The 25563-nt window shown below is 73.1% G+C and carries 17 protein-coding genes; 2 read left to right on the forward strand and 15 right to left on the reverse strand.

What is annotated here, in order from left to right:
- Positions 1-59: 59 nt before the first annotated feature.
- Positions 60-2138 (forward strand): DEDDh family exonuclease, encoded by a 2079-nt coding sequence (locus ACPA54_RS31455; protein ID WP_423534844.1) that lies wholly within the window; start codon positions 60-62, stop codon positions 2136-2138.
- A 135-nt stretch (positions 2139-2273) separates the two neighbouring features.
- On the opposite strand, the gene ACPA54_RS31460 is transcribed toward ACPA54_RS31455, so the two are convergent.
- The 15 genes from ACPA54_RS31460 to ACPA54_RS31530 all read right to left on the reverse strand — a co-directional run bounded on the left by ACPA54_RS31460 (position 2274) and on the right by ACPA54_RS31530 (position 24424).
- Complete coding sequence (locus ACPA54_RS31460) at positions 2274-3788, reverse strand: DNA polymerase IV (protein ID WP_423534846.1); 1515 nt, start codon at positions 3786-3788, stop codon at positions 2274-2276.
- Positions 3789-3891: 103 nt separating this feature from the next.
- The gene (locus tag ACPA54_RS31465; protein ID WP_423534848.1) at positions 3892-4593 is read right to left on the reverse strand and encodes a SanA/YdcF family protein; all 702 of its coding nucleotides are present in this window, start codon (positions 4591-4593) and stop codon (positions 3892-3894) included.
- Positions 4594-4643: 50 nt separating this feature from the next.
- Entirely contained in the window at positions 4644-5234 is a 591-nt protein-coding gene (locus tag ACPA54_RS31470) for a MerR family transcriptional regulator (RefSeq protein ID WP_423534849.1), read from the reverse strand.
- A gap of 426 nt (positions 5235-5660) precedes the next feature.
- A complete protein-coding gene (locus ACPA54_RS31475) occupies positions 5661-6134 on the reverse strand; it encodes a bifunctional nuclease domain-containing protein (protein WP_281473054.1) in 474 nt (157 codons plus the stop codon).
- A gap of 1203 nt (positions 6135-7337) precedes the next feature.
- Complete coding sequence (gene ftsR, locus ACPA54_RS31480; RefSeq protein ID WP_423534850.1) at positions 7338-9269, reverse strand: transcriptional regulator FtsR; 1932 nt, start codon at positions 9267-9269, stop codon at positions 7338-7340.
- Positions 9266-10039 (reverse strand): FHA domain-containing protein, encoded by a 774-nt coding sequence (locus ACPA54_RS31485; protein WP_423534852.1) that lies wholly within the window; start codon positions 10037-10039, stop codon positions 9266-9268. Before ACPA54_RS31485 ends, ftsR begins: the two co-directional genes overlap by 4 nt.
- Positions 10040-10188: 149 nt before the next feature.
- On the reverse strand, positions 10189-10575 hold the full coding sequence (gcvH, locus tag ACPA54_RS31490; RefSeq protein ID WP_423534853.1) for a glycine cleavage system protein GcvH: 387 nt from the start codon (positions 10573-10575) through the stop codon (positions 10189-10191).
- A gap of 142 nt (positions 10576-10717) precedes the next feature.
- On the reverse strand, positions 10718-11878 hold the full coding sequence (locus ACPA54_RS31495; protein ID WP_423534855.1) for a DUF881 domain-containing protein: 1161 nt from the start codon (positions 11876-11878) through the stop codon (positions 10718-10720).
- Between the two features lie 2584 nt (positions 11879-14462).
- Positions 14463-14795 (reverse strand): small basic family protein, encoded by a 333-nt coding sequence (locus ACPA54_RS31500; RefSeq protein ID WP_345678655.1) that lies wholly within the window; start codon positions 14793-14795, stop codon positions 14463-14465.
- Positions 14792-15934, reverse strand: a complete 1143-nt coding sequence (locus ACPA54_RS31505; RefSeq protein ID WP_423534857.1) for a DUF881 domain-containing protein — start codon at positions 15932-15934, stop codon at positions 14792-14794. The genes ACPA54_RS31500 and ACPA54_RS31505 overlap by 4 nt, the downstream gene beginning before the upstream one ends.
- A 137-nt stretch (positions 15935-16071) precedes the next feature.
- The gene (locus tag ACPA54_RS31510; protein WP_423534859.1) at positions 16072-18567 is read right to left on the reverse strand and encodes a sugar phosphate nucleotidyltransferase; all 2496 of its coding nucleotides are present in this window, start codon (positions 18565-18567) and stop codon (positions 16072-16074) included.
- A 90-nt stretch (positions 18568-18657) separates the two neighbouring features.
- Entirely contained in the window at positions 18658-19257 is a 600-nt protein-coding gene (gene clsA / locus ACPA54_RS31515) for a cardiolipin synthase ClsA (RefSeq protein WP_345678697.1), read from the reverse strand.
- A 110-nt stretch (positions 19258-19367) separates the two neighbouring features.
- Entirely contained in the window at positions 19368-20684 is a 1317-nt protein-coding gene (locus ACPA54_RS31520) for a glycosyltransferase 87 family protein (RefSeq protein ID WP_423534861.1), read from the reverse strand.
- Between the two features lie 129 nt (positions 20685-20813).
- A complete protein-coding gene (locus ACPA54_RS31525) occupies positions 20814-22232 on the reverse strand; it encodes a glycosyltransferase 87 family protein (protein WP_423534863.1) in 1419 nt (472 codons plus the stop codon).
- 179 nt (positions 22233-22411) lie between these two features.
- Positions 22412-24424, reverse strand: coding sequence for an acetoacetate--CoA ligase (locus tag ACPA54_RS31530; RefSeq protein ID WP_423534865.1), 2013 nt, complete (start codon positions 24422-24424; stop codon positions 22412-22414).
- Between the two features lie 90 nt (positions 24425-24514).
- Here ACPA54_RS31530 and ACPA54_RS31535 point away from each other — a divergent pair, with 90 nt between their 5' ends.
- Positions 24515-25450, forward strand: coding sequence for an AurF N-oxygenase family protein (locus tag ACPA54_RS31535; protein WP_423534867.1), 936 nt, complete (start codon positions 24515-24517; stop codon positions 25448-25450).
- Positions 25451-25563: the final 113 nt, after the last annotated feature.

Here is a 25563-nt window from a genome sequence, read left to right on the forward strand (position 1 = left end):
CCCACGGGTTTCCCGGTTTCCCAACCGCCCGTCCAGCCCCGCGGGTACGGTGGGTGGCCGTGCTCGCCGACCTTCCCTCCAGCCCCGCCGGTCCCGCTCCGGCCTGGCCCGCCGCCTACCCGCGTGACTTCGCCGTCGTGGACGTCGAGACGACCGGCCTGACCGTCCGCGACCGCGTCGTATCCGTCGCCGTCCTGCTGCTCGACGCCGGCGGCACGGTGACCGGCCGCTGGTCGACCCTCGTCGACCCGCGACGCGACCCGGGCCCGACCCACATCCACGGCCTGACCCGCGAGGCTCTCACCGGACAGCCGCTGTTCGCGGCGATCGCCGACGACCTCGCCGAACTCCTCGAAGACCGCGTCCTGGTCGCCCACAACGCCGCCTTCGACTGGAAGATGCTCGCCGCCGAATACGGCCTGCTCGGCCGTGACATGCCGACCACGGCCCGGCTGTGCACACTGACCCTCGCCAAACGCCTCGACCTGCCGCTGCCCGACTGGCGTCTGGCCAGCCTCGCCGCGTACTACCAAGTGCGGCAGTTCCGCGCGCACGACGCCGAGGACGACGCCCGGGTGCTCGCCGAGGTGTTCCGCCCCGCGCTGCACGAGGCCGCACGGCGCGACCTGCCGCTGCCGGTGACGACACCCGACCGGCGGAGCGCGGCACGCGTACCGGCGCAGCGCCGTGCCCCGAAAGCGGCGTGCGCGTACGCCAACCCGGGGCCGCTGCGCGACGGCGTGCTGGTGCAGGGCATGCGGGTGGCGTTCACCGGCGACACGCGGGTCCCCCGCGAGGAGCTGGAGGCCCGCGCGACGGCCGCGGGGCTGCACGTGACCGGAAGCGTCAGCGGAAAAACGTCCCTGCTGGTCACCAACGACACGGACACCGGGACGGGCAAGAACCGCGCCGCGCGCGAGCGGGGCGTTCCGGTCGTCGACGAGGCGGCGTTCGTGGCGATGCTGGCGGGGGTGCGCGAAGGCGCACGGGTCGGGGGCGCAGTTCCGGACGGTGCGGGACGGGCCACCGGCTCGGAGGCGCCGAGCACGGCCGCGCCCACGGCTGCCGGGGAAGCCACTGCCGAAGAGGCTTTCGCCGGGACCGCACCGGGCGAGACCGCCGCCGGCGCCGCCGCGGCGGCCGGGGGCTTGGCCGGGGGCTTGGTCAGGGGCTCGGTCGAGGGCTCGGCCGAGGGCTCGGGAAGCGCCGCCGGTGGGCGACCGGACGCGCCCGCCCCCACGCCCGACGCTCCCCCGCACACCCCGCCGGCGGCGCCCGCCGAGCAGGGCTCCGACGCCGCTTCGCCCGCCGCTCGCGCGCGGCGCCCCGGTCCCGCCAACGTCCTGATCCTGCACGGGCGCGACGAGCACGGCGAGGGCGGCCGGGTGCGGGCGCTCGTCGTGGAGCGCGGGCATCGGCTGCGGGTCAACCTGACGCCCACGGTCGACGTCGTCCTCGTCCTGCCGGGTGCCGCGGCCGATCCGCGGACCGCGCGGGCGGCGGCGCTGGGCATTCCGTGCCTCGCCGTCGACGCGTGGCAGGCCCAGTCCGCGTCGCCGGAAGCGGAAGCGGAAGCGGAAGCCCACGGCGTGACCGATCCGGCCGCCTGCCGCGAGCTGCCGCGCGGTGGCGCGCACGACCTGCCCGGCGGTGCCACCCCCGGTGTCTGGACGCTGCACGCGTCGTGGCGGTGGGACTGCGGCGACGGCGAGGTGGATGTCGTCGCGTTCGTCCTCGGGGCCGACGAGAAGGTCCGCGGCGACGACGACTTCGTATTCTGGAACCACCTGTCGACCGACGACGGCACCGTGTCGCTCGACGTCATGGGCCCGGCCGAACAAGGCATCACCGTCGATCTCGACCGCCTCGGCCCCGCGGTGGCGCGCATCGCCGTCGCGGCGGTGCTCGACGGCGGGAGCACGTTCGACGCGGTGGGGGCGATCGAGGTCCAGACGGCCCCGCACCAGGCGGCCGCGCACACGCACTCGGTCCTCGACGCCGCGACCACCGAGCGCGTCCTGCTCCTCGGCGAGTTCTACCGGCGCGGCACCGGATGGCGGTTCCGCGCCCAGGGCCAGGGCTACGAATTCGATGCGATCGCGCTGGCGCGGTCCTACGGGGTCGACGTCGAGGAGTAGCAGTCAGGGGCCGCGCCGGTCGATCGCGCGCATCGCCGACGGTCGACCGGCCGGGTCCGGTCACGCCCCGGCAAGCACCCGCATCCCCGCCGGTATGCGCCCTGCCCCCGTCGCACCGGCACGGGCCGCGACCGCTCACCCTTCCGCCGTCGGCGGCTCCCCCTCCCCCTCCGCCACCAGCGGCAGCGGCGCCGATGCCGTCAAGTCCGGATCGTCCACCGGGAACGTCCGCACACGCCCAGGCGGCGACCCCGGTGTCTCGAAGCGCACCGTCACGCGGCCGACGCCGCTGCCCTGGACCCAGCCCGGGCCGTACGCGGTGTGCGTCACATCCTGGCCGGGGAGCCACTTGGCGTTGCCGAAGCGGCCGGGGTGGAAGACCGGGACGGGTCCGTAGGCGCCGTCCTCGGGGTTGTGCTCGGGACTGTGCTCGGGGCTGGGCTCGGCCGCGGCCTCCTCGTCCGGGGCGGGCTCGCCGGTGCCCGCCGCCGGGGCGGCGGCCGCGTCGGCCGCCTTCCCCACCTCCAGGTCGGCTGCCTCGTCGCCGCCCCCGGCGAACCCGACCTCCGCCCCCGCGACTTCCCCGAACAGGTCCTGCTGGGCGAAGTCCGCCAGCGACGCGACGCCCACGCCCAGCAGCCGCAGGCCGCCGGTGAAGTCGACCTGCGCGGCCAGCCGGTGCACGGTTTCCCGGACCACCGCCAGGTCGTCCGTCGGGGCGCGCAACGTCTCCGAGCGGGTCAGCGTGCTGAAGTCGTAGCGCCGCATCTTCACCACGACGGTGCGGCCGGACCGGCCCGCGGCGCGCAGGCGTTCGACGCAGCGGGCGGCCAAACGGTCGAGTTCGGCGGACACCCGGGCCCGGTCGACCAGGTCGACTTCGAAGGTGTCCTCGACGGACACCGACTTGGCGTCCCGTTCCGCGACCACCGGCCGGTCGTCGATGCCGAGCGCGTGGTCGTGCAGGCCGCGGCCGTGGGCCTGGCCGAACATCCGGACCAGCTCGTCCGGGTCGGCCGCGCCCAGCTCGCCGATGGTGGTGATGCCGACCTTACGCAGGTGCTCGGCGGTGGCCGGACCGACGCCCCACAACGCCCGTACCGGCAACGGGTCGAGCAGAGCGTGCTCTTCACCGGGTGGAACGACCACGAGGCCGTCGGGCTTCGCGGCCTCCGAGGCGATCTTGGCGACCAGCTTGGACGTGGCCAGGCCGACGGACGCGGTGAGGCCGGTGGCGGCCCGTATGTCGGCACGCAGGCGTACCGCGAGTTCGGTCGCGCCCGCGGTGTCGAGTCCCTCGCCGTGCGGGCCGGCCTCCAGGTCGACGAACGCCTCGTCCAGGCTCAGCGGCTCGACCAGCGGCGACAGTTGCCCGAGCAGGCCCATGACACGCTCGCTGACGTCCCGGTACGCGGTGAAGCGCGGGATCAGGAACGCCGCGTTCGGGCAGCGCCGCCGCGCTTCCGCGGTGGGCATGGCGGAGCGCACCCCGAACCGCCGCGCCTCGTAGGACGCGGTGGCCACCACCCCGCGGCCGCCGACGCCGCCCACGACGACCGGCTTGCCGCGCAGACTCGGTTTGGCGGCCTGTTCGACCGACGCGTAGAACGCGTCCATGTCGAGATGCAGGATGCCCGGCTTCTGTCGCATTTCCTCCGATGATCGCGCATCGGTGCGACATCCCGGCGGCGGCACACCCCGCACGGGCACAGGGGGTTCGAGAGGGCGTTGGGCAGCCGCTTCGGCGGGCGGTTCAGCGGGCCGCGGCCAAGGCCTCGTCGACGCCGGGCTCGTGCGGGCCGAGCGCCTGCGGTTCCGGTTTCAGCACCGCCTCGCCGAGGGCCTTGTACGCGGCGAACACCTCGCGGAAGCCGCCGTACAGCGTTACGCCGATCAGTTCGCCGTGCAGCGAGTCGTCGCCCACCCCGTAGGCCGTCACCCCGGCCGCGTCGCACAATGCGAGAGCGCGGCGCAGATGGAACGTCTGGGTCACCACGATCGCCCGGTCGACCCCGAACACCTTCTTCGCGCGCACGCAGGAGTCCCAAGTCGAGAATCCCGCATAGTCGGCGACAACTTGCTTCTCCGGCACTCCGCGAGCGACGAGGTAGCGGCGCATCACATCCGGCTCGTTGTACGAGTCCCGGCCGTTGTCGCCGGACACCAGCAGCACCTTCACCTTGCCCGCCCGGTACAGGTCCAAAGCCACGTCCAGGCGGCGCGCCAGCAGCCGGGACGGCTCACCGTCCTTGACCCCCGCCCCCAGCACCAGCGCGACCGGCGTCGACGGCACGTCGGAGACCGAGCGCAGGCGGCCGCCCGCAACCGCGTACATCCACGTCACGGGTGCAAGACCGAGCACGGTCACGAGGACGGTGGTCTGGAACGCGATGCGCTGCCGCCGACGCGTCCGCAGCGCGCGTGCGAGCCGTGCGGGAACCAACCGGTGAGCCATGCCGGAAGGGACGCCGCGGACCGCGGCGGCGGTTCCGGCGGGTGGCCGGATCAGCCCGCCCGCTCCCGCCGGCGGCGGGCGAGTTCGTCGGCGGGATGAGCGCGGTAGATGACCTCGCCGGTGTCGGGGCGCTCGCCCTGCAGGTGGCCCAGCGACGCCTCGACCTCGCGCCACACCGCGCCCACGGCGATACCGAAGACACCCTGGCCGCCTTGCACCAGGTCGACGACCTGGTCGTACGACGTGCACTCGTACACGCTCGCGCCGTCGCTCATCAGCGTCATCCCGGCCAGGTCCTCGACGCCCCGCCCGCGCAGGTGGGCGACCGCCACACGGATGTTCTGCAGGCCGACCCCGGTGTCCAGGAGCCGCTTGACGATCTTGAGGACGAGGATGTCGCGGAAGCTGTACAGACGCTGCGTGCCGGAGCCGTGCGCCGGTCTGATGCTCGGCTCGACGAGCTGCGTACGGGCCCAGTAGTCGAGCTGGCGGTAGGTGATGCCGGCCGCGGCACACGCGGTGGGGCCGCGGTAGCCCACCTCGCCGGACTCGTCGGCGGACGCCGCTTCCCGGGGCACGCCGTGCGGCGTCAGCGGGCGGGCCGCGCGGGCTTCGCCCGCAAAGTCGCCGGTGCTGCTCACGCCGACCTCCGTTTCGTCTCCCCGCACCTGCCTGCGGCGAGAGGAATGCCGTGAGTCCCGGGCCGCATGCGGCGGAGTGCAACGCGCACGGCTCACCCCCGGAACTGTCGATTTCGACGGTAGGCAGTCACCCACAGCGCGTCAACGACCGCCGCATTCGGCACGCCGAGTGACGCATCTCTCAATCTGCGTTTGGATACTCGGCAACAAGGGTACGCATCGCGACCGCCCTCTGTCGGTTCCGCACCCCAGTTGATCGAATCGGCCCGTTCGGGTGGCCGGGCAGATCGGCGTATTTCACTCGATCGCGCAAGGGTTCCGACGCGGAAACGGAAAGCCGGCCCGCGCCCACGCGGACCGGCTCCGGAAGTACCCGGTACTGATTGCCCGATGTCGCCCGACTACCGGCTTGTCACGGGTGGCCTGTCACTGACTCGTCGTGCCGAAATCCTCGGGCGAGATCTGGTCCAGGAACTCCCGGAACTTCTCGACCTCGTCCTCCTGCTCGTCCGGAATGACGATCCCCGCCTCGTCGAGCACCGCCTCGGCACCGAAGATCGGCGTTCCGGTACGCAGTGCCAGCGCAATCGCGTCGGACGGCCGGGCACTGACCTCGGTCCCGTTCGCGAAGACCAACTCGGCGTAGAACACCCCTTCGCGCAGGTCCGTGATCCGGATTCGGGTCAACTCCTGGCCAAGCGCCTCGAGCACATCCCGGAACAGGTCATGCGTCAACGGCCGAGCCGGCACCACGCCCTGCTGCGCAAAGGCGATCGCGGTCGCCTCCACGGGCCCGATCCAAATCGGCAGGTAGCGATCGCCGCCGGTCTCCTTCAGGAGAACGATCGGCTGGTTGGAAGGCATCTCCACCCGGACGCCCACGACCTCAAGCTCGTTCACATCGCCACACTAGCGCGCTCGGGTGACGAGCACAGATCCCCCCGGCCCCATTCGCGCACGGATTCGTCGCATTTTCTCCGCCGGCGGTAAACGTGCACCCCCCGGAATTTCACATGACTGCAACGGAATCGGCCGCGCTGAGGGGCGGTGGAGGAGGGGGCGAGAGGGCGGGGCCGGATGGGTGAGGAGGCGGGTGACGTGGGACGTTGGCGAGCGCGCTGCGGTAGGTGGCTGGGGGTTGGGGGCGCTGGGGCGGCCGAGGGCCGAGGGCGGGACCGGTGGGGAGGCGGATCGTGCCGTCGACAGGATGGCGATGTGCGGCGGTGGCGATGTGGGGTGGTGGCGGTGTGGCGGGCGGTTGGCTGGCCGCAGGGCAGCCGCGGGGCGGGAGAGCTGCTGGCGGGGCTGTCGCGATCGGGGTGAGACCCGGCTTGGGGTGGCGGGGCGAGGAGAGGGCGGTGTGGGCGGGCGCGTCGGCCGGGCGCACGGGCTCGGCGGGATCGGCGCTCCTCGACGGACCGGCTCCCCGACCGGTCGACCAACCAGTGCCGGCGGCTGCCGCGACTTTCCGCTGGACGTGGCCACAGCCTGTGCCTCGGCGGGGCCAACCTGACGCGGCGGCGCGGTGCACTCATCACCGGGCGAAGTCAGCCCGAGCGTGTGCGGGCGACGCCGCCGCGGCGGAACTCGGCCGATTTCCTCCCGCGGGGCTTTGCCTCGTGCTCCGGCAGAGGCCGCGTATGCCGTGGCTCACGCGGCGCAATGCGACGCCTGGTGATCGCGGTGCCGCCCAGGCCGAGCACGGCGACTCCGCCGAGTGAGGCCACGGCGTGAGCGGCAGCGGGTTGCACGCAACGCCAAGCCCAGCGGTAACCCGTCGGCGGCCGCGGCCGCCCTGACGACACGCCCGGCACGCCCGGCACGCCCACACGGCCTGTGCGACGAGTCGGCGAGTCGGCGAGTCGGCGAGTTTTCGGGCAATGGGTCCGGGGGGCCAGGTTGAGCTGCGGAAGCGACTGGGCGGAGTTGGGAATCCAGGCTGAGCCAGGCCGCCGAGGTCGACCGCGAGGGGGCCGTTCGACGCCCTCGGGGCACGCCCGAGCCGATACCGCGCCGTCCTGCGGCGCGGTTGTGTGCTCGGACGGTTGGGCCGTCGTGGCGCGTGCGTGCGCCCGTCCGCCCAACGAGCGCCGCGGCTGTGGGTCAGCGGTCCAGGAGGGGGCGTAGGGCGGAGCTGACCAGGACGGTGTGGAGGCGGGAGGTGAGGGAGAGCAGGTCGCGGACGGTTTCCTCGGCGCCGGATTTGGCTCCCGCGCCGCGGCGGTGCAGCAGCGGCGCGACGATCTGCTCGGCCAGCGCGGCCTCGCGGTCGGCGGCCGCCTTGACCTGGCGCAGGTGCCGCGGTTCGAGGCCGTACTCGCCCAGCGCGGTGACGAGCCGGGCGACGACGAGGGCGTCGCCGTCGTAGCGGAGGACGGTCCGGGGGGCCGGGTCGGCGCCGGACGCCGTGGCGCGTGCGGGGACCGGGCGGGTGGCGGGCTTGGCCCCGGCGGACGGTGCCGCACCGGTGGCGAGCGGCGACGGAGCCGTGGAGCCGCCGGCCTTGGAGCCGTCGGCCGTAGGCCGGTCGGGCGCGCGGGAGGACGACGTGGTCTCCCCCGCGGTGGTGCCGACAGCATGGTCGGTGTCGGGTTGCTCCCGGTCCGGCGCTGGAAGGGCCGACGCGGTCTGCCCTGCGGTCGTGCCGAGAGCATCGTCGGCGCCCGGTTGCTCCTGGACACGCGTGTCGGCTGCGGGGCCGGGGACAGTCCCGACACTGCCCCCGGCGTGCACCTGATCGCCCGCGTCCGCCGCGGGGCCCAGGCAGGTATCGGAGCCGCCGGGCTGTGCCTGGTCGCGCACGTCGGCCCGGGGGCCGTGGAGGACATCACCGGGTTGGTTTCGACCGGGCGTGTCCGCCGCGGGGCCGTCCGGGGTGCCGGTGCGCGTCTCTGCGGCGCCCGGGGCGGGGTTCGAGGCGGCGTTCGCCTCGGTGTCCGCAGCGACGGCGTCGGGCGCTGGGTGGGCGGCCTCGGCCACTTCGGGGCCCGAGGAGGACGTCAGGGCTTCGGACGCCGTCGAGGGCGCGTCGGTGGGGCTTTCGGGCGCGTCGGGCAGCGTCTTCGACGCGGCCGAGTCCGTCGCCGCGGCATCGTCGGCAGCGGGAGCCGGTTTCCCGAGCACCGTGGCAAGGGTGCCGGTCGGCTCCGGTGCCACCGCGGCGCGCGCGGAAGGCACGTCGCTCGACACGGCATCCGCGTCGGCACCGGTCGTCCGCCCCGAGCCCGGGGCGTCGTCCGGCGCCGCGTCGGCGGCATCCACCGTGTCGGCGGCCCCACGCGCCGCGGGCGATCCCGCAGAGCCGTTCCGTTGGGCGTCGAGAACCTGCGCCGACAGGACGTCGACCGCCATCGCGGCACCGTCGCCCGGCACCACGTCGGCAGCGGCGTCGCGCACGGCCCTGACGCCACCGCCCGGCCCGGTCACAGCCGAGGTGACGGCGTCGACCGTCCGTACATCCGCTGACGCGCCCGGCACCGCAAAGCCGACGTCACCCGTGACCACGTCGGCGCCCGCGCCGCTCCCCCGCGCCGCCGGAACGCCGGCCGCGGCGTCGGCGTCCGCACCCCGGGCCCCCGGCCCCGCGACCTCCACCACCCGCCGCGCCTCGATCAGCCCGAATTCCTCCAGGCGGGTGAGGGCCGCGTCGTCTATCCCCGCCGCCGCCAACAGTTCGGCCCGGGTGAAGTACACCGGGGCCGGGGGTGACGCGTCGGCGGCGGCCAAGGCCGCACCGAGGCCGTCCTCGGCCGGTTCAAGGCCGCGGTCGATGGCGTCGAGGTGGTCCTTGATCACCTTGAGCGGCAGGTACTGGTCGCGCTGGGCGCGCAGCACGTAGCGCAGGCGGTCGAGGTCCGACGGTCCGAACTTGCGGTAGCCCGAGGGCGTGCGCTGCGGCTCGACGAGGCCTTCCGCTTCCAGGAAGCGGATCTTGGAGACGCTGACGTCCGGGAACTCCGGACGCAGCAGCGCCATCACCTCGCCGATGCCGACCAGCGCACGTCCGCCGCCGGCCCGCGGCGGCGTTGATGTCACGCGTGCTCCCCGCTGCCGATCTGCGCGTGGCGGCTCGGGAAGAACACCAGGCGGTACTTGCCGATCTGCACCTCGTCGCCGGCCGCGAGCGGCACCTCGTCGATGCGCTGCCGTCCGACGTAGGTGCCGTTGAGGCTGCCCACGTCGGCGACCGTGAACCCGGCGGCGCCGCGCCGGAATTCCGCGTGGCGGCGGGACACCGTCACGTCGTCCAGGAAGATGTCGCTCTCCGGGTGGCGGCCCGCGGTGGTGCGGTCCGAGTCGAGGAGGAAGCGGCTGCCCGAGTTCGGTCCGCGGCGCACCACCAGCAGAGCGGTGCCCGGCGGGAGGGCCTCGACCGCGGCCTGCGCCTCGGGGCTGAGGACCTCGCGCGGCGCGGGTTCGGCGTCGAGGGCCTCGATGCCGGTGATCGAGATCGTCGACGTCTGCTCGGACGGGCGTTCGACGTCCGGCCGCAGCGGGTTGCCGCAGTTGGAGCAGAAGCGGCTGCCGGCCGGGTTCGGGTTGCCGCAGTTGGCGCACGAGATCGTGTCGGCGGGCGCGCCATATGGCACCGGCCCGGGCTGCGGCTGACCGCCGTACGGCTGCGGCGCCGGAGCGCCCGGATGGCCTCCGCTTATCCGCGGGTCGGGGCCGGACGCGGCGCCCGGCGGAACCGCGCCCGGCGCGGCGGGACCGGTCCCGGGGTACGGCACGCCGGCCGGAGGCTGCTGCGGCGCCTCCTGCTCCGCGCGACGCGAACGACCGAACAGCCTCGCGAACAACTTCACGCGAGAACCTCCCCGAGAGAGCCAGGCCCGCCCATGGGGCAGGTACATGTCGTAGTTGTACTGAAGGTTGTACTCAATGTCGTGCAGAAAAAGGTTGTACTCGAAATGGTGCGGAAGATCCGCGGGACACCCGACGCGTTCATGATCGGTCAGGCGTCCAGGTTCTTGACGTACGTCGCGGCGTCCCACAGCGCGCCGGGCGCGGCGGGGTCGTCGGGGCGTACCTCGAACATCCAACCGTCGCCGTACGGGTCGGAGTTGACGAGTTCGGGCACGGTATCCAGCACGTCGTTCACGGCAACAACGGTTCCGCTGACGGGGGCGTAGACGTCGCTGACGCTTTTCGTCGACTCCAGTTCGCCGCACGGCGTGCCGCCTTCGACGACCGCGCCGACCCGAGGCAGCGTCACGAACACGATGTCGCCGAGGGCGTCCTGCGCGTATTCGCTGATGCCGATCCGCACGGTCCCGTCCACGTCGCCGAGGGAGCGCACCCACTCGTGCTCCGCCGTGTACGTGAGGTCCTCGGGATACATGCGGGATCCGTCCTGTCTTCCTTGCCTCGTGTCGCCTCGTGGGCCGCCGGATGGCACTGCCCGGGACTGCGGGTACGGCGGCCCGGCAGCGCTGGTCCGCCGCCGCTCACGACGATTCTGTCAGGTCTCGATCATCGCGGGGTCAGCCCTTGCCGTCGCCCGGTGCCGTGCGAGCGTAGTCAGGCGCCGTCGGCACCCGCAAGGCGTCGACGACGACCTGCTGAGAGGGCGTCACCACGGCTTGGGCCTGCTTCTTCTCCAGGGTGCGGATCACACCGCCGGGGATGTTCAAAGCGGGTTGCAGGTCTTGGGGGTTGCCGATGACCTTGAACGTGTACGGCGCGGTCACGCGCTGCCCGTCGACGACGATCTGACCCTGCGTCGGTTCGTCGAACCACGTGGACGCGACGACCCGGACCTGGTTGATCTGGATCGCCTCGGCGCCGGCCGCGCGGAGTTCCTGCAGCGTGTCGAGGAGCATGTCGGGGCGGACGTTGCCGAGCGGGTCGTTGATGGTCAGGGTGATGCCCGGGCCGGTGGCTTTGACGGTACCCGCGAGGATGCCGAGGACCTGGGCGCGCTGCTCGGTCTGCTGACGGGCTTCCTCGGCCCGGTTGTTGCTGCTTTCCAGTTGGTCGCGGGCCACTTCGAGCCGGTGCTTCTCGGAGTCGAGGCGCTGGGTGCGCTGTTCGAGTTCGTCGAGGATCCGCACCAGGTCGGACTCGCGCGCCCCGCGCAGCGGATCTGACTCGGTGTTGCTGCGGACCTGGATGGCGAGCCCGGCCCCGAGCGCGAACAGCAGCAGCCCGACGATCAATTGGGCCCGGCTGACGCGCGGCGGCCAGACGGCGCCGAGGAGCCGGCGGCGGCCGGTGGGTTCGTCGGTGTGGGGATGCTCGGGGAAGTCGGAGGTGTCGGGGTCGTCAGGATCGTCGGGGCCCTGCGGGCCGTCGGGTCCGTCGGGTCCGTCGCCGCCGGGACCGCGCGGGCCGCGAGGCCCCTGGGGACCGTTGCCGTCCCCGGGCGCGCCGTCGTGACCGGCGTCGGCGTGGTCGGCGCCGCGCTCGTCGTGCGGACGGCCGCGGTCGTCGGCGGAACGCTTCGCGTCGCTCCCCCGGTCGGGACCGGGTGCCGCGGACGGATCACCGGGCTCGCCGGGCGTGCCGACCGGCTCCGGGAGTTCGGACGTGGTGCCGGACATGCCTTCGGCACGGAACAGCCGCGACACGCCGCCGCGCGCCCCGCGCCCCGCCGCGTGCCCGGGCTCGCCGCCGTGTCCGGACCGCCGCGGACGCAGCGGCACGACGTCGCCGCCCCGCCCGGCATGCGCGGCCCGACCGCGGTCGGACGCCCGATGGCCGGGCGCCGCCGGACGCGCGCCGCCACCGTCGGGTTCCTGGGACGACGCCTGGCCGCGCCGGGGAGCGCGGTGCCCGGGCGAAGCCGGGCGCGCGCTGTCAGGACCGGGCTCGGAAGGGGCCTCGCCGGGCCGGCGCCCGGACGCGGGCGCCTGGCCCGCGGCGCTGTCGGGTCCGTGTTCGGGCGTGCGACGGCGGGTGGGGCCGCCGTCACCGGGCCGGGGCGTGCCGACGCCCGGCTGTGTCGGGCGCGCGCCATCGCCACCGGGCTGAGCGACGCCTTCGCCGGGCTGTGTCAGGCCGTCACCAGGCGGACGCACGGGCGCACCGCCCGTCGCCGCCCCGTCGAGCCCGAGCGGTTCGGGCCCACGGCGCCCGGCACCCGGCCCCGGCACTCCGCCGCGCGGAAGCCGCGACGCGGCAGCATCGCCGCCCGGCCCCGCCACGCCCCCGGCGTCCGGCCTGGGAGCCCGGCGCATGTCGACGGGCCCGCGCAGGCCACCGTGGGGCGGCTGCGGCTGCGGCTGCGACGCGGCGTCGTCGGAGAAACGTCCGGCAGCCTGGCCGCCACGCGGAGCAGCCGACGCGGCGCCACCGGCCTGCGGGCGAGGCACCGGGGAGCCGCCACCGGGTCCCGCGGCCCCGAACTCCGGGTCGGGCGCACGACGCCCGTCGACAGGACCCGGGCGCCCACCCTGCGGCAATCGCGACGAGGCGTCGTCGGGGACACGTCCGGGCTCCACACCGCCGCGCGGCTCAGCCGACGCGGCGGCACCCGTCGGCGGGTGCAGCGACGCGGTGTCGCCACCGGGCCTCGCGCCCCCGAACTCGGGCTCGGGCGCACGACGCCCGTCACCGAGGCCCGGCCGCCCGTCCTGCGGCAGCCGCGACGCGGAGTCGTCGGCGGGGTGTCCGTGCGAAGCGCGTCCGCGCGGGTCGGTCGACGACGCGTCCCCGATCGGCGGGCGCAGCGCCGCGGTGTCTCCCGAGGTCCCGCGCGTCGTCGGACGAGGCACCCGGGGCCCGTCTCCGGCCCCGCCGAAGTCCGGCTGCCGCGTCTCCGCGGCCGCAGCACGTTCGTCGGACCCGCTCGCGCGCCCCGGAACGCCTTGCGGCGACGCCCCCGGCGGGCGGACCGCCGCGCCGAATCCGCTGTCGCCGTCGTCGAAGCCGGGGCCGTAAGGGTTCGCGACCTCGCCGGGCCGCTGCGGGGGCAGATCGCCCCGCGGCCGGTCGGCAGCTTCCGGACCTTGTCCGGGCACCCCGAGCCGCGCACCGGCCGGCGGCACGTCACCGCGCCGCGCGTCACCACCGCGCGACAGATCCACCCGCCGCGGCAATTCCGCGGACGCACCGGAGCCGCGGCCGGCGTCCGAGCCGGAGGCATCGGCGGCACCGGCCTGCCAGTTCTCCCCCGGAGCCGAACCGCCCGGCGCCGCGGGCACGGACGACCCGCCGCCAAGCCCCTCCACCAGCCGCCCGAGCGCCGCGAACCCCGGCTCGGGAGCGGGGGGACCCGAAGGCGGCACGGAATTCACGCCGCGAGCCGTCGGTGTGGGAGTCCGCGGCTCCGCGGAACTACCCGCCGGGGAGGCCGCCCCTGCGGCTTGCCGTCGCGCGGTGTTCCACGGGTCGGCGGTCGGCATGCCGGACGAGTCGGCCGGTCGGGGGGTGACCCGCTCCTCCGAGGCTGCTGCCTGGCCCGCAGGCCGCGAGGCATCGGTGGGCCGTGGCGAGGCGACTCCCGGTCGCGGTCCCCACCCTTCCGAAGCAGCCGAGTCGGCCGGGATCACCGGGGTCACCGGGGTCACCGGGGTCACCGGGGTCACCGGCAAGTCCGTCACCCGACGCGGTAGCCCGCCATCCGCCGCGGGCTCGGACTCGCTTGCAGATGCCGGACCGACGGCCGGCGTGCCCAACCCGTTGCTCAGCCCGTCGCCCGGCGCGTTGTCCCGCCGAGGAAACTCCTCGGCGGCCGGCTCCCCCGCTTCCGCCGCCTCCAAGTCGCGGAACCTGCGGAACGCCGGCATCTCGGGCCGCCCCCGCCCCGCGCCACCGCTGTTTCCGGCCGTGTCGGCGCGCTCGCCGGGTCCTCCGCTGTCGGGCGCGTCCTCGCCTCCCCGAGAGCCTTCCCAGGCGTCCGTCGCGGCACGGCCGTCGGCGCTGCCGCGGCCCGCAAACCCTTCGCCGTTCGGCCCGCGCTCGCGTCCGCGAGCACCGTCCCAGGCGTCCGTCGCGCCGCGGCCGGCGAATCCTCCGTCGTCCGGGTTCTCGCCGAGCGGCGCGCCGTCGCCGCGGCCGTCCATCCGGTCACGGGCCTCGACGCCGTCGAACCAGCCCGCCCCGTCGCGGCCCGCGGGCCCGCCGTCCGCGGTCTCACCGCGCCCCGGCACACCCTCGTGCCCGGCGAAGCCGTCGGAACCGCCGTCCGCCAAGCCGTCAGGCAGGCCGCCTTGCGGCTGTTCGCCGTGGCCGCCGTCGCCGGATCTCCCTACCCCCGGCCTGTCGTCCGCCATGTCGCGCACCCTCTCAGGCCCGGAACACGTGCCGGCGGATCGCCGCGGCGTTGGAGAAGATGCGGATGCCGAGGACGACCACCACGCCGGTGGACAGCTGCGCGCCGACGCCGAGCTTGTCGCCGAGGAACACGATCAGTGCCGCGACCACGACGTTGGACAGGAACGACACCACGAAGACCTTGTCGTCGAAGATGCCGTCGAGGAGCGCGCGGAGGCCGCCGAAGACGGCGTCGAGCGCGGCGACCACCGCGATGGGCAGGTACGGCTCCAGTTCGTGCGGGATGACCGGGCGGGCGAAGAACCCGACCACGACCCCCAGCGCCAGGCCGAGTACCGCGATCACGCTAGTCCTTCCTCGGGCGTCGGCGCGGAGTCGCGCGCGGCCGCGTTGTTCGACGGGTGCGCGGTGGCCGCGCCCGTGGCGGATTTGCCGTTCTTGGGCGGTGACGTGCTGTTCCGCGGAGTCGCCGGGGCTTTGCTGCCCGGAGTCGCGGGGGCCCCGGACGTCGGGGTGGGAGACACCGTACCGGTCTGCGGCGTGCCCGAGGGGCCGGGCGCCTGCGTGGGGCCCGCGGACTGGGCGGGGGCGGGCGGCGCACCTGCCGGTTGGGCGACCCGGAGCTGGATGCCGATGGCGGCGGGGAGCTTGATGCTCTTCTGCGTCGCGAACGTCGCGCGGATGCTGTACCGCTCACTCAGCGCGTGCAGATAGCGCCCGTCGGAGCTGTCCTGGAAGGCCACTTGCATCTTCTTGCCGTTGCCGATCGCGAGGATCGTGTACGGCGGCGACAGCGGCCGGTTGTCCACCAGGATCGACGCCCCCGCGGCGCGGATCGCGGACAGTGCCGTGAGGCGCTGGCCGTTGATGCCTATCGCTTCGGCGCCGGCCTGCCACAGGCCGTCGACGACGCGCTGCAGGTCGCGGTCCAGGACACGGCCGTTGGCGAGGTCCTCGGCGGCTCGCGGGTCCTTGTTGGCGCCGTCGGCGCCGTCCGACTGGGCGGCGTCGTCGACGACGACCTTGAGGCCGGGGCCTTCCACCGGGTCCGCGCCGGTGAGCAGCGCGAGGAGGTTGACGCGTTCGATTTCGTCGGGTGTCAGGTTCTTGTCCTGCATCGCGTCGACCTGGTCGCGCAGCGCGGCGACTTCCTTCTCCAACTGGTCGGCGGTCGTCTCCCGGGTGTGGATGCGGGCGATGAGGTCCCGGCGTTCCTTCTCGGCCTGCGGGGCGGCGATGCGGACCTGGATGGCGGCCATGGTGACGACCGCCGCGATGAGGCCGACGCCGAGCATGACCACGAGGCGGGCGCCGGGGGCGCGGCTGAGGGCGGTGCCCTGGCCGCGCACCGCGCGGCGGGCCGTGGCCTCGGCGTATCCCTCGTCGAGGCTGTGATCCATGATGTTGATCAGCAGCGACATGGACGCGTCGGGCCGCCGGTATTGGGCCTGCCGGGCCGGACCGGGTGTGGGCTTCGGCGTCATGCGCCATATCGTTCCATGCCTGCCCGGCCCGGCGTATGAGGGCCCGGAAGCGGGCGTGCGCGGGGCACGCGGCGCGGCCGGAAAGCACCCCGCCGCGCGCCCCCGCAGCACCCTGCCGAGCGCCCCGGAAACGCCGGTCAGTCGCCCGCGCGCTCCACGACGTGCGACCACTCGTCGAGGAGTTCCGCGGCGGCCGCGTCGTCCGGGCCTTCGGCCCACAAGTGCGTGACGGCTTCGGCGACATCGGGCAGCACGAGCACCCAGCGGCCGTCGGATTCGACGACGCGGACGCCGTCCGTGGTGTCGATGCCGCGGTCCCCCGCCGCCTCGACGACCGAGCGCATGACCATGCCCTTGGCCGCCCACGGCGTCGGCACGTCCCGGCGCAGCACGTGCGCCCGGGGGATCCGCGCATCGATCTGACTGAGCGTCAACTGGGTGCGGGCGACCAGCCCGATGAGCCGGACGAACGCCGCCGTCCCGTCGAACACCGTGCTGAACTCCGGGATCACGAACCCGCCGCGCCCGTCGCCGCCGAACACCGTGCCGTCCTTCGACGCCACGCGCGCCAGGTCGTCGGGCGACGTCGTCGTCCACCGCACCTGCACGCCGTGGTACGCCGCGACCTGCTCGGCGATCCGCGTCGTGGTGACCGGCAGGGCGATATCGCCGCCGCGCCGCTCCGCGGCGACCAGGTCGAGGAACACCAGCAGCGCGCGGTGGTCGTCGATGATCCGCCCGCGCTCGTCGACGAGCGACATGCGTTCGCCGACCGGGTCGAACCGGACCCCGAACGCGGCACGCGACGACGACACCATCTCGCCGAGCCGGATCAGGCCCGCCGCGCGGTCCTCCGCGGTCTCGGTCGGCCGGGCGTCGTCCAGGCCGGTGTTGATCGACAGCGCGTCGATGCCGAGCCGGCCGAGCACGCTCGGCAGCAGCAGCGCCGCGTTGCCGTGCGCCGCGTCGACGACGACCTTGAGCCCGGCGTCGGCGACGCCGGTGATGTCGACGGTCTTCAGCAGCGAACCCGCATAGCTGTCGAACGGGCGGGACGGGAAAGTGAGTTCGCCGATCTCGCCGGGGAACGCGCGGCGGTACTCCTGCCGCCCGAACACCCGGTCGAGCTTGCGCTGCTGGGCCTGCGACAGGTCGGCGCCGCGTTCGTCGAAGAACATGATGTCGACGGAGTCCGGCACCCCGGGCGTCGTGCGGATCATGATGCCGCCCGCCGAGCCGCGCGCGGTCTCCTGGCGGGCCACCGGCATCGGCACGTTCTCCAGGTCGCGCACGTTGATCGCGCTGGCCTGCAGCGCCGAGATCACCGCCCGCTTGAGGGCCCGCGCACCACGAGAGTGGTCGCGCGCCGTGGTGACCGTCGCGCCCTTCTTCAGCGTCGTCGCATAGGCGCCGGCGAGCCGCACGGCGAGTTCCGGGGTGATCTCGACGTTGAGGATGCCGGACACGCCGCGCGGCCCGAACAGGTTCTTCTGCCCGCGCGACTCCCAGATCACCGACGTGCTGACGACCGCGCCCGCCTCGATGGTCTTGAACGGGTAGACGCGCACGCCCGTCCCGACGAGGGACTCCTCCTCGATCAGGCACTCGTCGCCGATCACCGAGCCTTCCTCGATCCGCGCCGCCCGCATCACGTCGGTGTTCTTGCCGACGACGCAGCCGCGCAGGTTGGTCTGCGGGCCGACGTAGACGTTGTCGTGGATGACGGCCTTGTGCAGGAACGCGCCGCGCTTGACGACGACGTTGCTGCCGAGCACGGTGTGCTCGCGGATCTCGACGCCGCCCTCCACCTTCGCGTAGTCGCCGATGTACAGCGGGCCCTTCAGCACGGCGTCGCGGTCGACCTCGGCGCCTTCCGCGACCCACACGCCGGGCGACAGCTCGAAGCCGTCGATGTCGACGTCGACCTTGCCGTCGAGGACGTCGGCCTGCGCCTTGACGTAGCTCTCGTGCGTGCCCACGTCCTCCCAGTAGCCCTCGGCGACGTACCCGTAGACGGGCTTGCCCTCCTCGAGGAGCTTGGGGAAGACGTCACCGGACCAGTCGACGGACACGCCCGCCGCGACGTAGTCGAAGACTTCCGGCTCCATCACGTAGATGCCGGTGTTGACCGTGTCGGAGAAGACCTGCCCCCACGTGGGCTTCTCCAGGAAACGGTCGACGCGTCCTTCGTCGTCGATGATCGTGATGCCGAACTCGACCGGGTCGGGCACCCGGGTCAGGCACACGGTCACCAAGGCGCCCTTGGCGCGGTGGTACTCGACCAGCTTCGTCAGGTCGAAGTCGGTCAACGCGTCGCCGGAGATGACCAGGAAGCTGTCGTCCTTGAGCGCTTCCTCGGCGTTCTTGACGCTGCCTGCGGTGCCGAGAGGGGTCTCCTCGTTCGCATACGTCAGGTGCATCCCGAGGTCCTCGCCGTCGCCGAAATAGTTCCGGACGAGCGACGCGAGGAACTGCACGGTGACGACCGTCTCGGAGAACCCGTGCCTCTTGAGCAGCCTCAGCACGTGCTCCATGATCGGGCGGTTCACCACGGGCAGGAGCGGCTTGGGCATGCTTGAGGTCATCGGGCGCAGGCGAGTCCCTTCACCGCCTGCCATGACGACGGCCTTCATCGAGTCACGTCCTCCTTCGCTTCGCTTCGTCCGCGCGGAGTGGCTCCCGGCGATGCGGGATGCCTCGCGGACGGCTGGGCAGGGGCCGCGCTACGCGTACCCGGTCCCCGCCTGTTTCACCGCGGCAACCAGGCGTCTGGCCTGTACCGCGTACAGAACTCCTGCCCACCAGTACAGAGCGATACCCCACCAAGCGAAGGCCCAGCCGAAGATGGCGGCGAGAGTTGCGACACGTCCCGTGTCGTCGCTGAGCAGCAGCAACGGGAACGCGTACATCAGGTTGAAGGTCGCCGCCTTGCCGATGAAAGAGACCGGCAGGAGCCCGTAGCCGTACTTCCGCAAGTACGGGAACAGCGCACCGATGAACAATTCGCGCGCCACGAGAATGCCGGTCACCCACAGGGGCAGGATGTCGCGGACCGTGAGACCGATGATCGTGGAGATGATGTACAGCCGGTCGGCCGCCGGGTCCAGGATCTGGCCGACCCGGCTGATCTGGTTCCACTTGCGGGCCAGCTTGCCGTCCAGCCAGTCGCTGACCCCGCTGGCCATCAGGATGACCAGCGCGATGATGTCGTGCTTCGGTCCGCCGAACTCCGGCCACAGGACCAGCCACAGGAACACCGGCACGCCGAGCAGCCTCAGGAAGCTCAGCACGTTCGGAATGGTGAGCACCCGGTCGGTGGTCACCGCCAGGTTGCCGCCCGTCGCGGGGCGCGGAGCCGGGCCGCCGTCGGACGGGCCGGGCTCGGGTGCGGGGTGCTGGGCCGCCACGACCACTCGTTCTCCAGATCAGGGCGTCACTCGGGGCGGGAACCGCCGGACGGAACGGACGCCCTGAGCGTATCGGTGCGCGCCCCGCCCCCGGACCCGCGCCCCGCCTCCCCGGCCGGCCGCAACGCCAGATACGCCGCGACGGCGACCAGCAGCAGCCCCGCGAACAGGTACGCGTTCCCGGCCAGGAACTGCACCGCGTCCCAGTGGTGCTCGCGGTCGTCGGCATACGGCAGCTTCCACAGGAGTCCCTGCGGCGTCAGCGCCGGCCGCCCCGGCAGCGCCATCGGCCACGCGAACGCGAGCAGCACGAACCCGACCGGGAACGCCGCCCACGCCGCCTTCACCGCCCACGAGCCCGCCGCCCGCCCACGCGTGACGGCGACGTGCACGACCAGCACCAGCACCGGCGCGACCCACACCCAGTGGTGCGTCCACGAGATCGGCGACACCAGCAGCCCCGTCACCCCGCACGTCACCACCGCGGCGAGTTCCTGCCCCCGCCGGGACAGCAGCGTCGCCGCACCCAGGCCGGCGACCGCGGTCGCCGCGCACAGCAGCAGCCACAGCGGCGCCGCCCCGCCGTCGAAGACCCGGCGCACCATGCCGTTGAACGACTGGTTCGAGATGAAGTCCTGCCCGACGTTGTCGCCCACGCCGATCGCATCGAACCAGTACTTGCGGGACGCCGCCGGAATGAGCAGCCACGAGCCCAGCACCGTGGCCGCGAACGTGCCCACAGCGACGGCCGCCGCCCGGAACCGCCGGGTCAGCACCAGGTACACGATGAAGATCCCCGGCGTGAGCTTGAACCCCGTCGCCAGCCCGATCAGCGCGCCCTTCCACCAGCGGCTGTCCGGGAACGCCAAGTCGACCAGCACGACCGCCAGCAGGATCACGTTGACCTGCCCGAACAGCAGCGTCTGCTGCACCGGCTCCAGCCACAGCGCAGCCCCCGCGACGGCAAGCGTCGCCCCCGCCCGGCCCCAGGAACGCCGGTAGTGCAGCATCCCCCACGACACCCACACGATCACCAGCAGCGACGCCAGCGTCAGACCCGTGACGACGAGCTTGAGGGTGCCGAACGAGAACGGCAGCTTGTAGAAGACCAGCGCCGCGAACGGCGGATAGATGAACGGCAGCTTCCCCTCGCCGAAGCGGTGCGTGTAGAGCCGGTGCTGCGCCCGCTCCAGGGAGTGCCCGGCGTCGTTGTAGACGCCCAGGTCGATCAGCCGCCACAGCGCGTCGGGCTGGTGCCGCACGGTCAGCACCCATGCGGTGGCCGCGGTGGCGGCGACGAACAGGCCGAACGGGAGCCACCAGCGCGCCGGAAGGGTTCGCATGGCGGCATCATGGCGTCGCGCGGGGGGCGCACGCCATTCAGACGCGCGCCCCGCGCCGCGGTGGCGCCAAACGGGTGAAAGCGGGACGGGACGGGCGGGCGAACCGGGATCGTTCGGGCGGCCTGCCGCTCAGGACTCCGCGGCGACCTTCTCCGCCCGCGGCCGCGGCGCGACGTCGGCGGGTTCGGCCTCCGCCCCGGCGCCGGTCCCCGCGGCGGCGGTCGTGCGCAGCACCGACCAGGCGACCAGCACGGTGAGCGCGATGCCGACGAACAGGTAGCTGTTGCCGACGAAGTACTGCCACACGTTCCACCGGTTCTCGCGCTTGCCGTCGCGCGGCACGAGCCAGATGAGGCCCCACGGCTGGAGCTTCTGCCCGCCGTCCCAGTGGCCGTTCACGTCGAGCGACAGCGGCCAGGTGCCGTAGAAGGCCAGGAACGCCGCGGTGGCGTACCACCACATCCGGCGGCGCAGCCGCAGCGCGTGGTGCAGCAGCAGCACGAACGCGGGCACCACCCACACCCAGTGGTGCGACCACGAGATCGGCGACACCAGCAGGCTGAGCACGCCGACCAGGACGACACCGAGGAGTTCCTGCCCGGCGAGCGAGGCCTTCGCCGCGGCGACCATCACGAGGATCGCCAGGGCGGCGCAGCACAGCAGCCACAGCATGCTGCTGAGCGACTCGCTGTCCAGCATGCGCCGGAACATGCCCTGTACGGACTGGTTGTTGAGGGTGCCGACGGGGAGCTGTTCGCTGACCCGGTTGTTGATCTCGGCGATGTCGCTCCAGTACTTCGCCGACGCGCTCGGCAGCAGCACGAAGCCGAGGCCGATGGTGCCGAGGAAGGTGCCGAGCGCGACGCCCGCGGCACGGAACCGGCGGGTCATCGCCAGGTAGACGATGAAGATCAGCGGGGTGAGCTTGAACCCGGCGGCCAGGCCGACTCCCACGCCCTTCCAGCGGCGGGTGTCGGGCTGCCCGAGGTCGAACATGAGGACGGCGAGCAGCGCGAGGTTGACCTGGCCCCATTCGAGGGTCCACACGACCGGCTCGAACCACAGGACGACGGCGAACGTCGCGAGCGTGGCGCCCGCACGCCCCGCCGAGCGGCGGTAGCCGAGCATGCCCCACGACGTCCACACCACCGCGGCGAGCGCGAGGAGGCTGGTGACGGTCATGAACCACTTGAGCCCGGCGAAGCCCATCGGGACGAGCCCGAAGAACGTCAGCGCGGAGAACGGCGGGTAGATGAACGGCAGCTTCCACGTGCCGAAGTTGCTCGTGTACAGCGCGTCCTGATTGTCCTTCAGCGAGTCGACCGCGTTGTAGTACACGCTCAGGTCGAGCATGTTCCACATCACCGTGCGCTGCAGGTACGCCCATATGCCCCAGACCGCGAGGGCGAGGACGGCGGCGGCGATGCCGATGCGCAGCAGGCGCTGCTGGTTGCCGAAGGTCTTGTCGCGGTGCGTTCCGTAGGGGGTCCGCGGTGCGCGCGTGCACAGCTCACGGCAAGACGTGACGAGCACGCGTGGGAAGGACATAACGGCAGGGGACTCCAGGGACGCGCGGGAAGGCCGGCGACGGCGGCCGGGGTCAGGATATCGGCCGACTCCCGAGCCAGATGACGCCTTGTGAGCCGCCTCGGCACAGTATCACCGTGCTCGGACGGTACCGGGTTCCCCGTGCGCCGCTTGCCGCACTGGCGTTTCTTGTTGCGCGTTTATTGCTGTTTCGTGTTCCGTTCGCGTCCCAGTCGCGCATAGAAACCGAGGATTTCCATGTCGTCCACCGAACCGGGGTTGACGGCGGTGTCCAGGCTTTTGCCTTGCAGGAGTTTCTTCACCGGGATTTCGATGCGCTTGCCGGTGAGGGTGTGTGGGACGCCGGGCGCTTCGAGGATCTCGTCGGGGACGTGCCGCGGCGAGACCTCGGTGCGGATGACCTGTTTGATGCGGTCTCGCAACGCGTCGTCGAGGACGGCGCCGGGCGCGGGCACCACGAACAGCGGCATCCAGTAGCCGCCGTCGGGCTGCTCGATCCCGACCACGAGCGACTCGGCGACCTCCGGGATGCGTTCGACGGCCTCGTAGATGTCCGCGGAGCCCATCCGGACGCCCTGCCGATTGAGCGTCGAGTCGGAGCGGCCGTGCACGACGACGGTGCCGCGGCCGGTGAGGGTGATCCAGTCGCCGTGCCGCCACACGCCCGGAAAGGTGTCGAAGTAGGCGGCGCGGTAGCGCTCGTGGTCCGGGTCGTTCCAGAAGAACACCGGCATGGACGGCATGGGCTTGGTGATGACCAGTTCGCCGACCTCGTCCACGACCGGACGGCCCGCTTCGTCCCAGGCCTCGATGGCGCAGCCGAGCAGCCGGGCCTGGAGTTCGCCGCAGTACACCGGCAGCGTCGGGACGCCGCCGAGGAAGGCACTGCACACGTCGGTGCCGCCGCTGACGGACGCGAGCCACACGTCGGGGTGCGCGGCCTCGTACACCCAGCGGAAGCCGTCCGGCGGCAGCGGCGACCCGGTGGTGCCCAGCGCGCGGACCTTGGACAGGTCGTGGGTGTCGCGGGGGCGCAGGCCCTTCTTGCGGCAGGCCATGACGTAGGCGGCGCTGGTGCCGTAGACGGTGGTGCCGGTGCGTTCGGCGACGGTCCACTGCACGTCGGGGCCGGGGTGGCCGGGGCTGCCGTCGTACAACACGATCGTCGCGCCCACGAGGAGGCCGCCCACCAGCAGGTTCCACATCATCCAGCCGGTGGACGTGAACCAGAAGAAGCGGTCGCCGGGCCCCAGGTCGAGGTGCAGGGCGTTGTGCTTGACGTGTTCGAGCAGGATGCCGCCGTGGCCCTGCACGATCGCCTTCGGCAGGCCGGTCGTGCCGGACGAGTACAGGATCCACAGCGGATGGTCGAACGGGACGGGTTCGAAGTCCTCGGGAATCCCGGCGTCCCCGGCGGCCGGCTCGGCGATCAGGTCGGCCCACGCCACCGCGTCGCCGTCCGCCGGCGTGCCGAGCAGCGGGACGTGCACGACGGTGCGGACCGTCGGCAGCTCCGCGATCAGCTCGGCGACCTCGGCCCGCCGGTCGATCTCCTTGCCCGCGTACCGGTAGCCGTCCACGGTGACCAGCGCGACGGGCTCGATCTGCTGGAGCCGGTCCAGGACGCTGCGCGCCCCGAAGTCGGGCGCGCAGGACGACCACACCGCACCGATGCTCGCGCAGGCCAGCAGCGCGACCACCGCCTCGGGGATGTTCGGCAGGTAGCCGGCCACCCGGTCGCCCGGTCCGATACCGAGACCGCGCAGCCGGTGCGCGGCCGCGGCGACCTGCCGGCGCAGCTCGCCCCAGCTGATCTCGCGCGGCTCGAGGGACTCGTCGACGTGGACGATCGCGGTCTCGTCCGGGTGGGTCTCGGCGCGGCGCAGCGCATGGCGCGCGTAGTTGAGGCGGGCGCCGGGGAACCAGACGGCGCCCGGCATCCCGGGATCGGCGAGGACACGGTTCGGCGGGCCGGTGAAGGCGATGTCGAAATAGGCGCAGACCGAGGCCCAGAAACCGTCCGGGTCGTCGACCGACCACTGCCACAGCGCCGCGTAGCCCTCGTGGTCGCCCAGCCCCTGCTCGGCGCCGACGTAGCCGGCGAAGTCGGTGATCCGTGCGGCGGCGACCCGCTCCGCGGAGGGGCGCCAGAGGATCTCCGGGACGGCGGGCTGCTGAGCTGCGGAAGGCATGCGCACATGTTGACACGGGGCCACCCGGCGAGGGATGTTACTTGCGGTAACACCCCACGACACGGCTTCACGACGAGGAGGGCCCGGGCCATGGCGGTTGCGTCTGGCGTCAAGGACCGCGAGGTGACCGCGGAGCGCCTGTTGGCCGCGTCCGCGAAGAACTCGTTCGACCCGCTCAAGGACATCGACTGGGCGGCTCCGCTGCTGCCCGACACCTACTTCATCGCCGAGGAGCGCTGCACCCTCTACGGCACCCGCACCTGGGGGCGGATGAGCGCCCAGCAGCGCATCGACCTGAGCCGCCACGAAGTGGCCAGCACCGCCAGCGTCGGCATCTGGTTCGAGGTCATCCTCATGCAGCTGCTGATCCGGCACGCCTACGACCAGGACATGACGAGCCGCCACGTCCAGTACGCGTTCACCGAGATCGCCGACGAATGCCGCCATTCGACGATGTTCGGCCGGATGATCGAGAAGTTCGAGGCACCCAACTACGGCCCCGGCAAGCACGCGCACGAACTGGGCCGGGTCATGAAGACCATCGGCTTCGGCATACAGACGTTCGCCGCCGCACTCATCGCCGAGGAGATCCTCGACACCGCGCAGCGCGAAATGATGCAGGACGAGACGATCCAGCCGCTGGTCCGCGGCGTGGCACGGATCCACGTCATCGAGGAAGCCCGGCACGTCCGCTACGCCCGCGAAGAGGTCGTCCGCCGCGCGCCGCGCCTCAACCGCGCCGAGATGGCCTTCAGCCGCCTCGTCATCGCCCGCTCCGCACACGTCATCGCCCGGCATCTGATCCACCCCGGCGTCTATGCCGCGGTCGGCCTCGACCCGAAGCTCGCCCGCGCCGAAGCCCTCGCCAACCCCCACCACCACGAGACCCTCCGCGCCTGGGCGCGCCGCCTGGTCAAGTTCTTCGAGGAAAACGACCTGATGGCAGGCCCCGGACTGGCCCTGTGGCGGCGCAGCGGACTGGTCGCCCCGGACTACCGGCCGCCCGCGAAGGCACTCGTCGTGTGACGCGGTGTGAGCATTGCGACTGCCCACCTCCTTGCCCCGGGTAACTGACGTACCGTCAGAATAGGGGGACGGGGCCCGCCCGGCCCCGGACCGACCCCAAGGCGCCAGCCTCC

It is taken from the genome of Uniformispora flossi, from assembly GCF_049534875.1.
Classification (GTDB): domain Bacteria; phylum Actinomycetota; class Actinomycetes; order Streptomycetales; family Streptomycetaceae; genus Yinghuangia; species Yinghuangia aomiensis.

Bases quoted from the DNA above. Each gene is read 5' to 3' on its own strand.
- ACPA54_RS31460 (WP_423534846.1), bottom strand. From the start codon at position 3,788: ATGCGACAGAAGCCGGGCATCCTGCATCTCGACATGGACGCGTTCTAC.
- ACPA54_RS31465 (WP_423534848.1), bottom strand. From the start codon at position 4,593: ATGGCTCACCGGTTGGTTCCCGCACGGCTCGCACGCGCGCTGCGGACG.
- gcvH (WP_423534853.1), bottom strand. From the start codon at position 10,575: ATGTATCCCGAGGACCTCACGTACACGGCGGAGCACGAGTGGGTGCGC.
- ACPA54_RS31505 (WP_423534857.1), bottom strand. From the start codon at position 15,934: ATGACGCCGAAGCCCACACCCGGTCCGGCCCGGCAGGCCCAATACCGG.
- ACPA54_RS31510 (WP_423534859.1), bottom strand. From the start codon at position 18,567: ATGAAGGCCGTCGTCATGGCAGGCGGTGAAGGGACTCGCCTGCGCCCG.
- ACPA54_RS31520 (WP_423534861.1), bottom strand. From the start codon at position 20,684: ATGCGAACCCTTCCGGCGCGCTGGTGGCTCCCGTTCGGCCTGTTCGTC.
- ACPA54_RS31525 (WP_423534863.1), bottom strand. From the start codon at position 22,232: ATGTCCTTCCCACGCGTGCTCGTCACGTCTTGCCGTGAGCTGTGCACG.
- ACPA54_RS31530 (WP_423534865.1), bottom strand. From the start codon at position 24,424: ATGCCTTCCGCAGCTCAGCAGCCCGCCGTCCCGGAGATCCTCTGGCGC.
- ACPA54_RS31535 (WP_423534867.1), top strand. From the start codon at position 24,515: ATGGCGGTTGCGTCTGGCGTCAAGGACCGCGAGGTGACCGCGGAGCGC.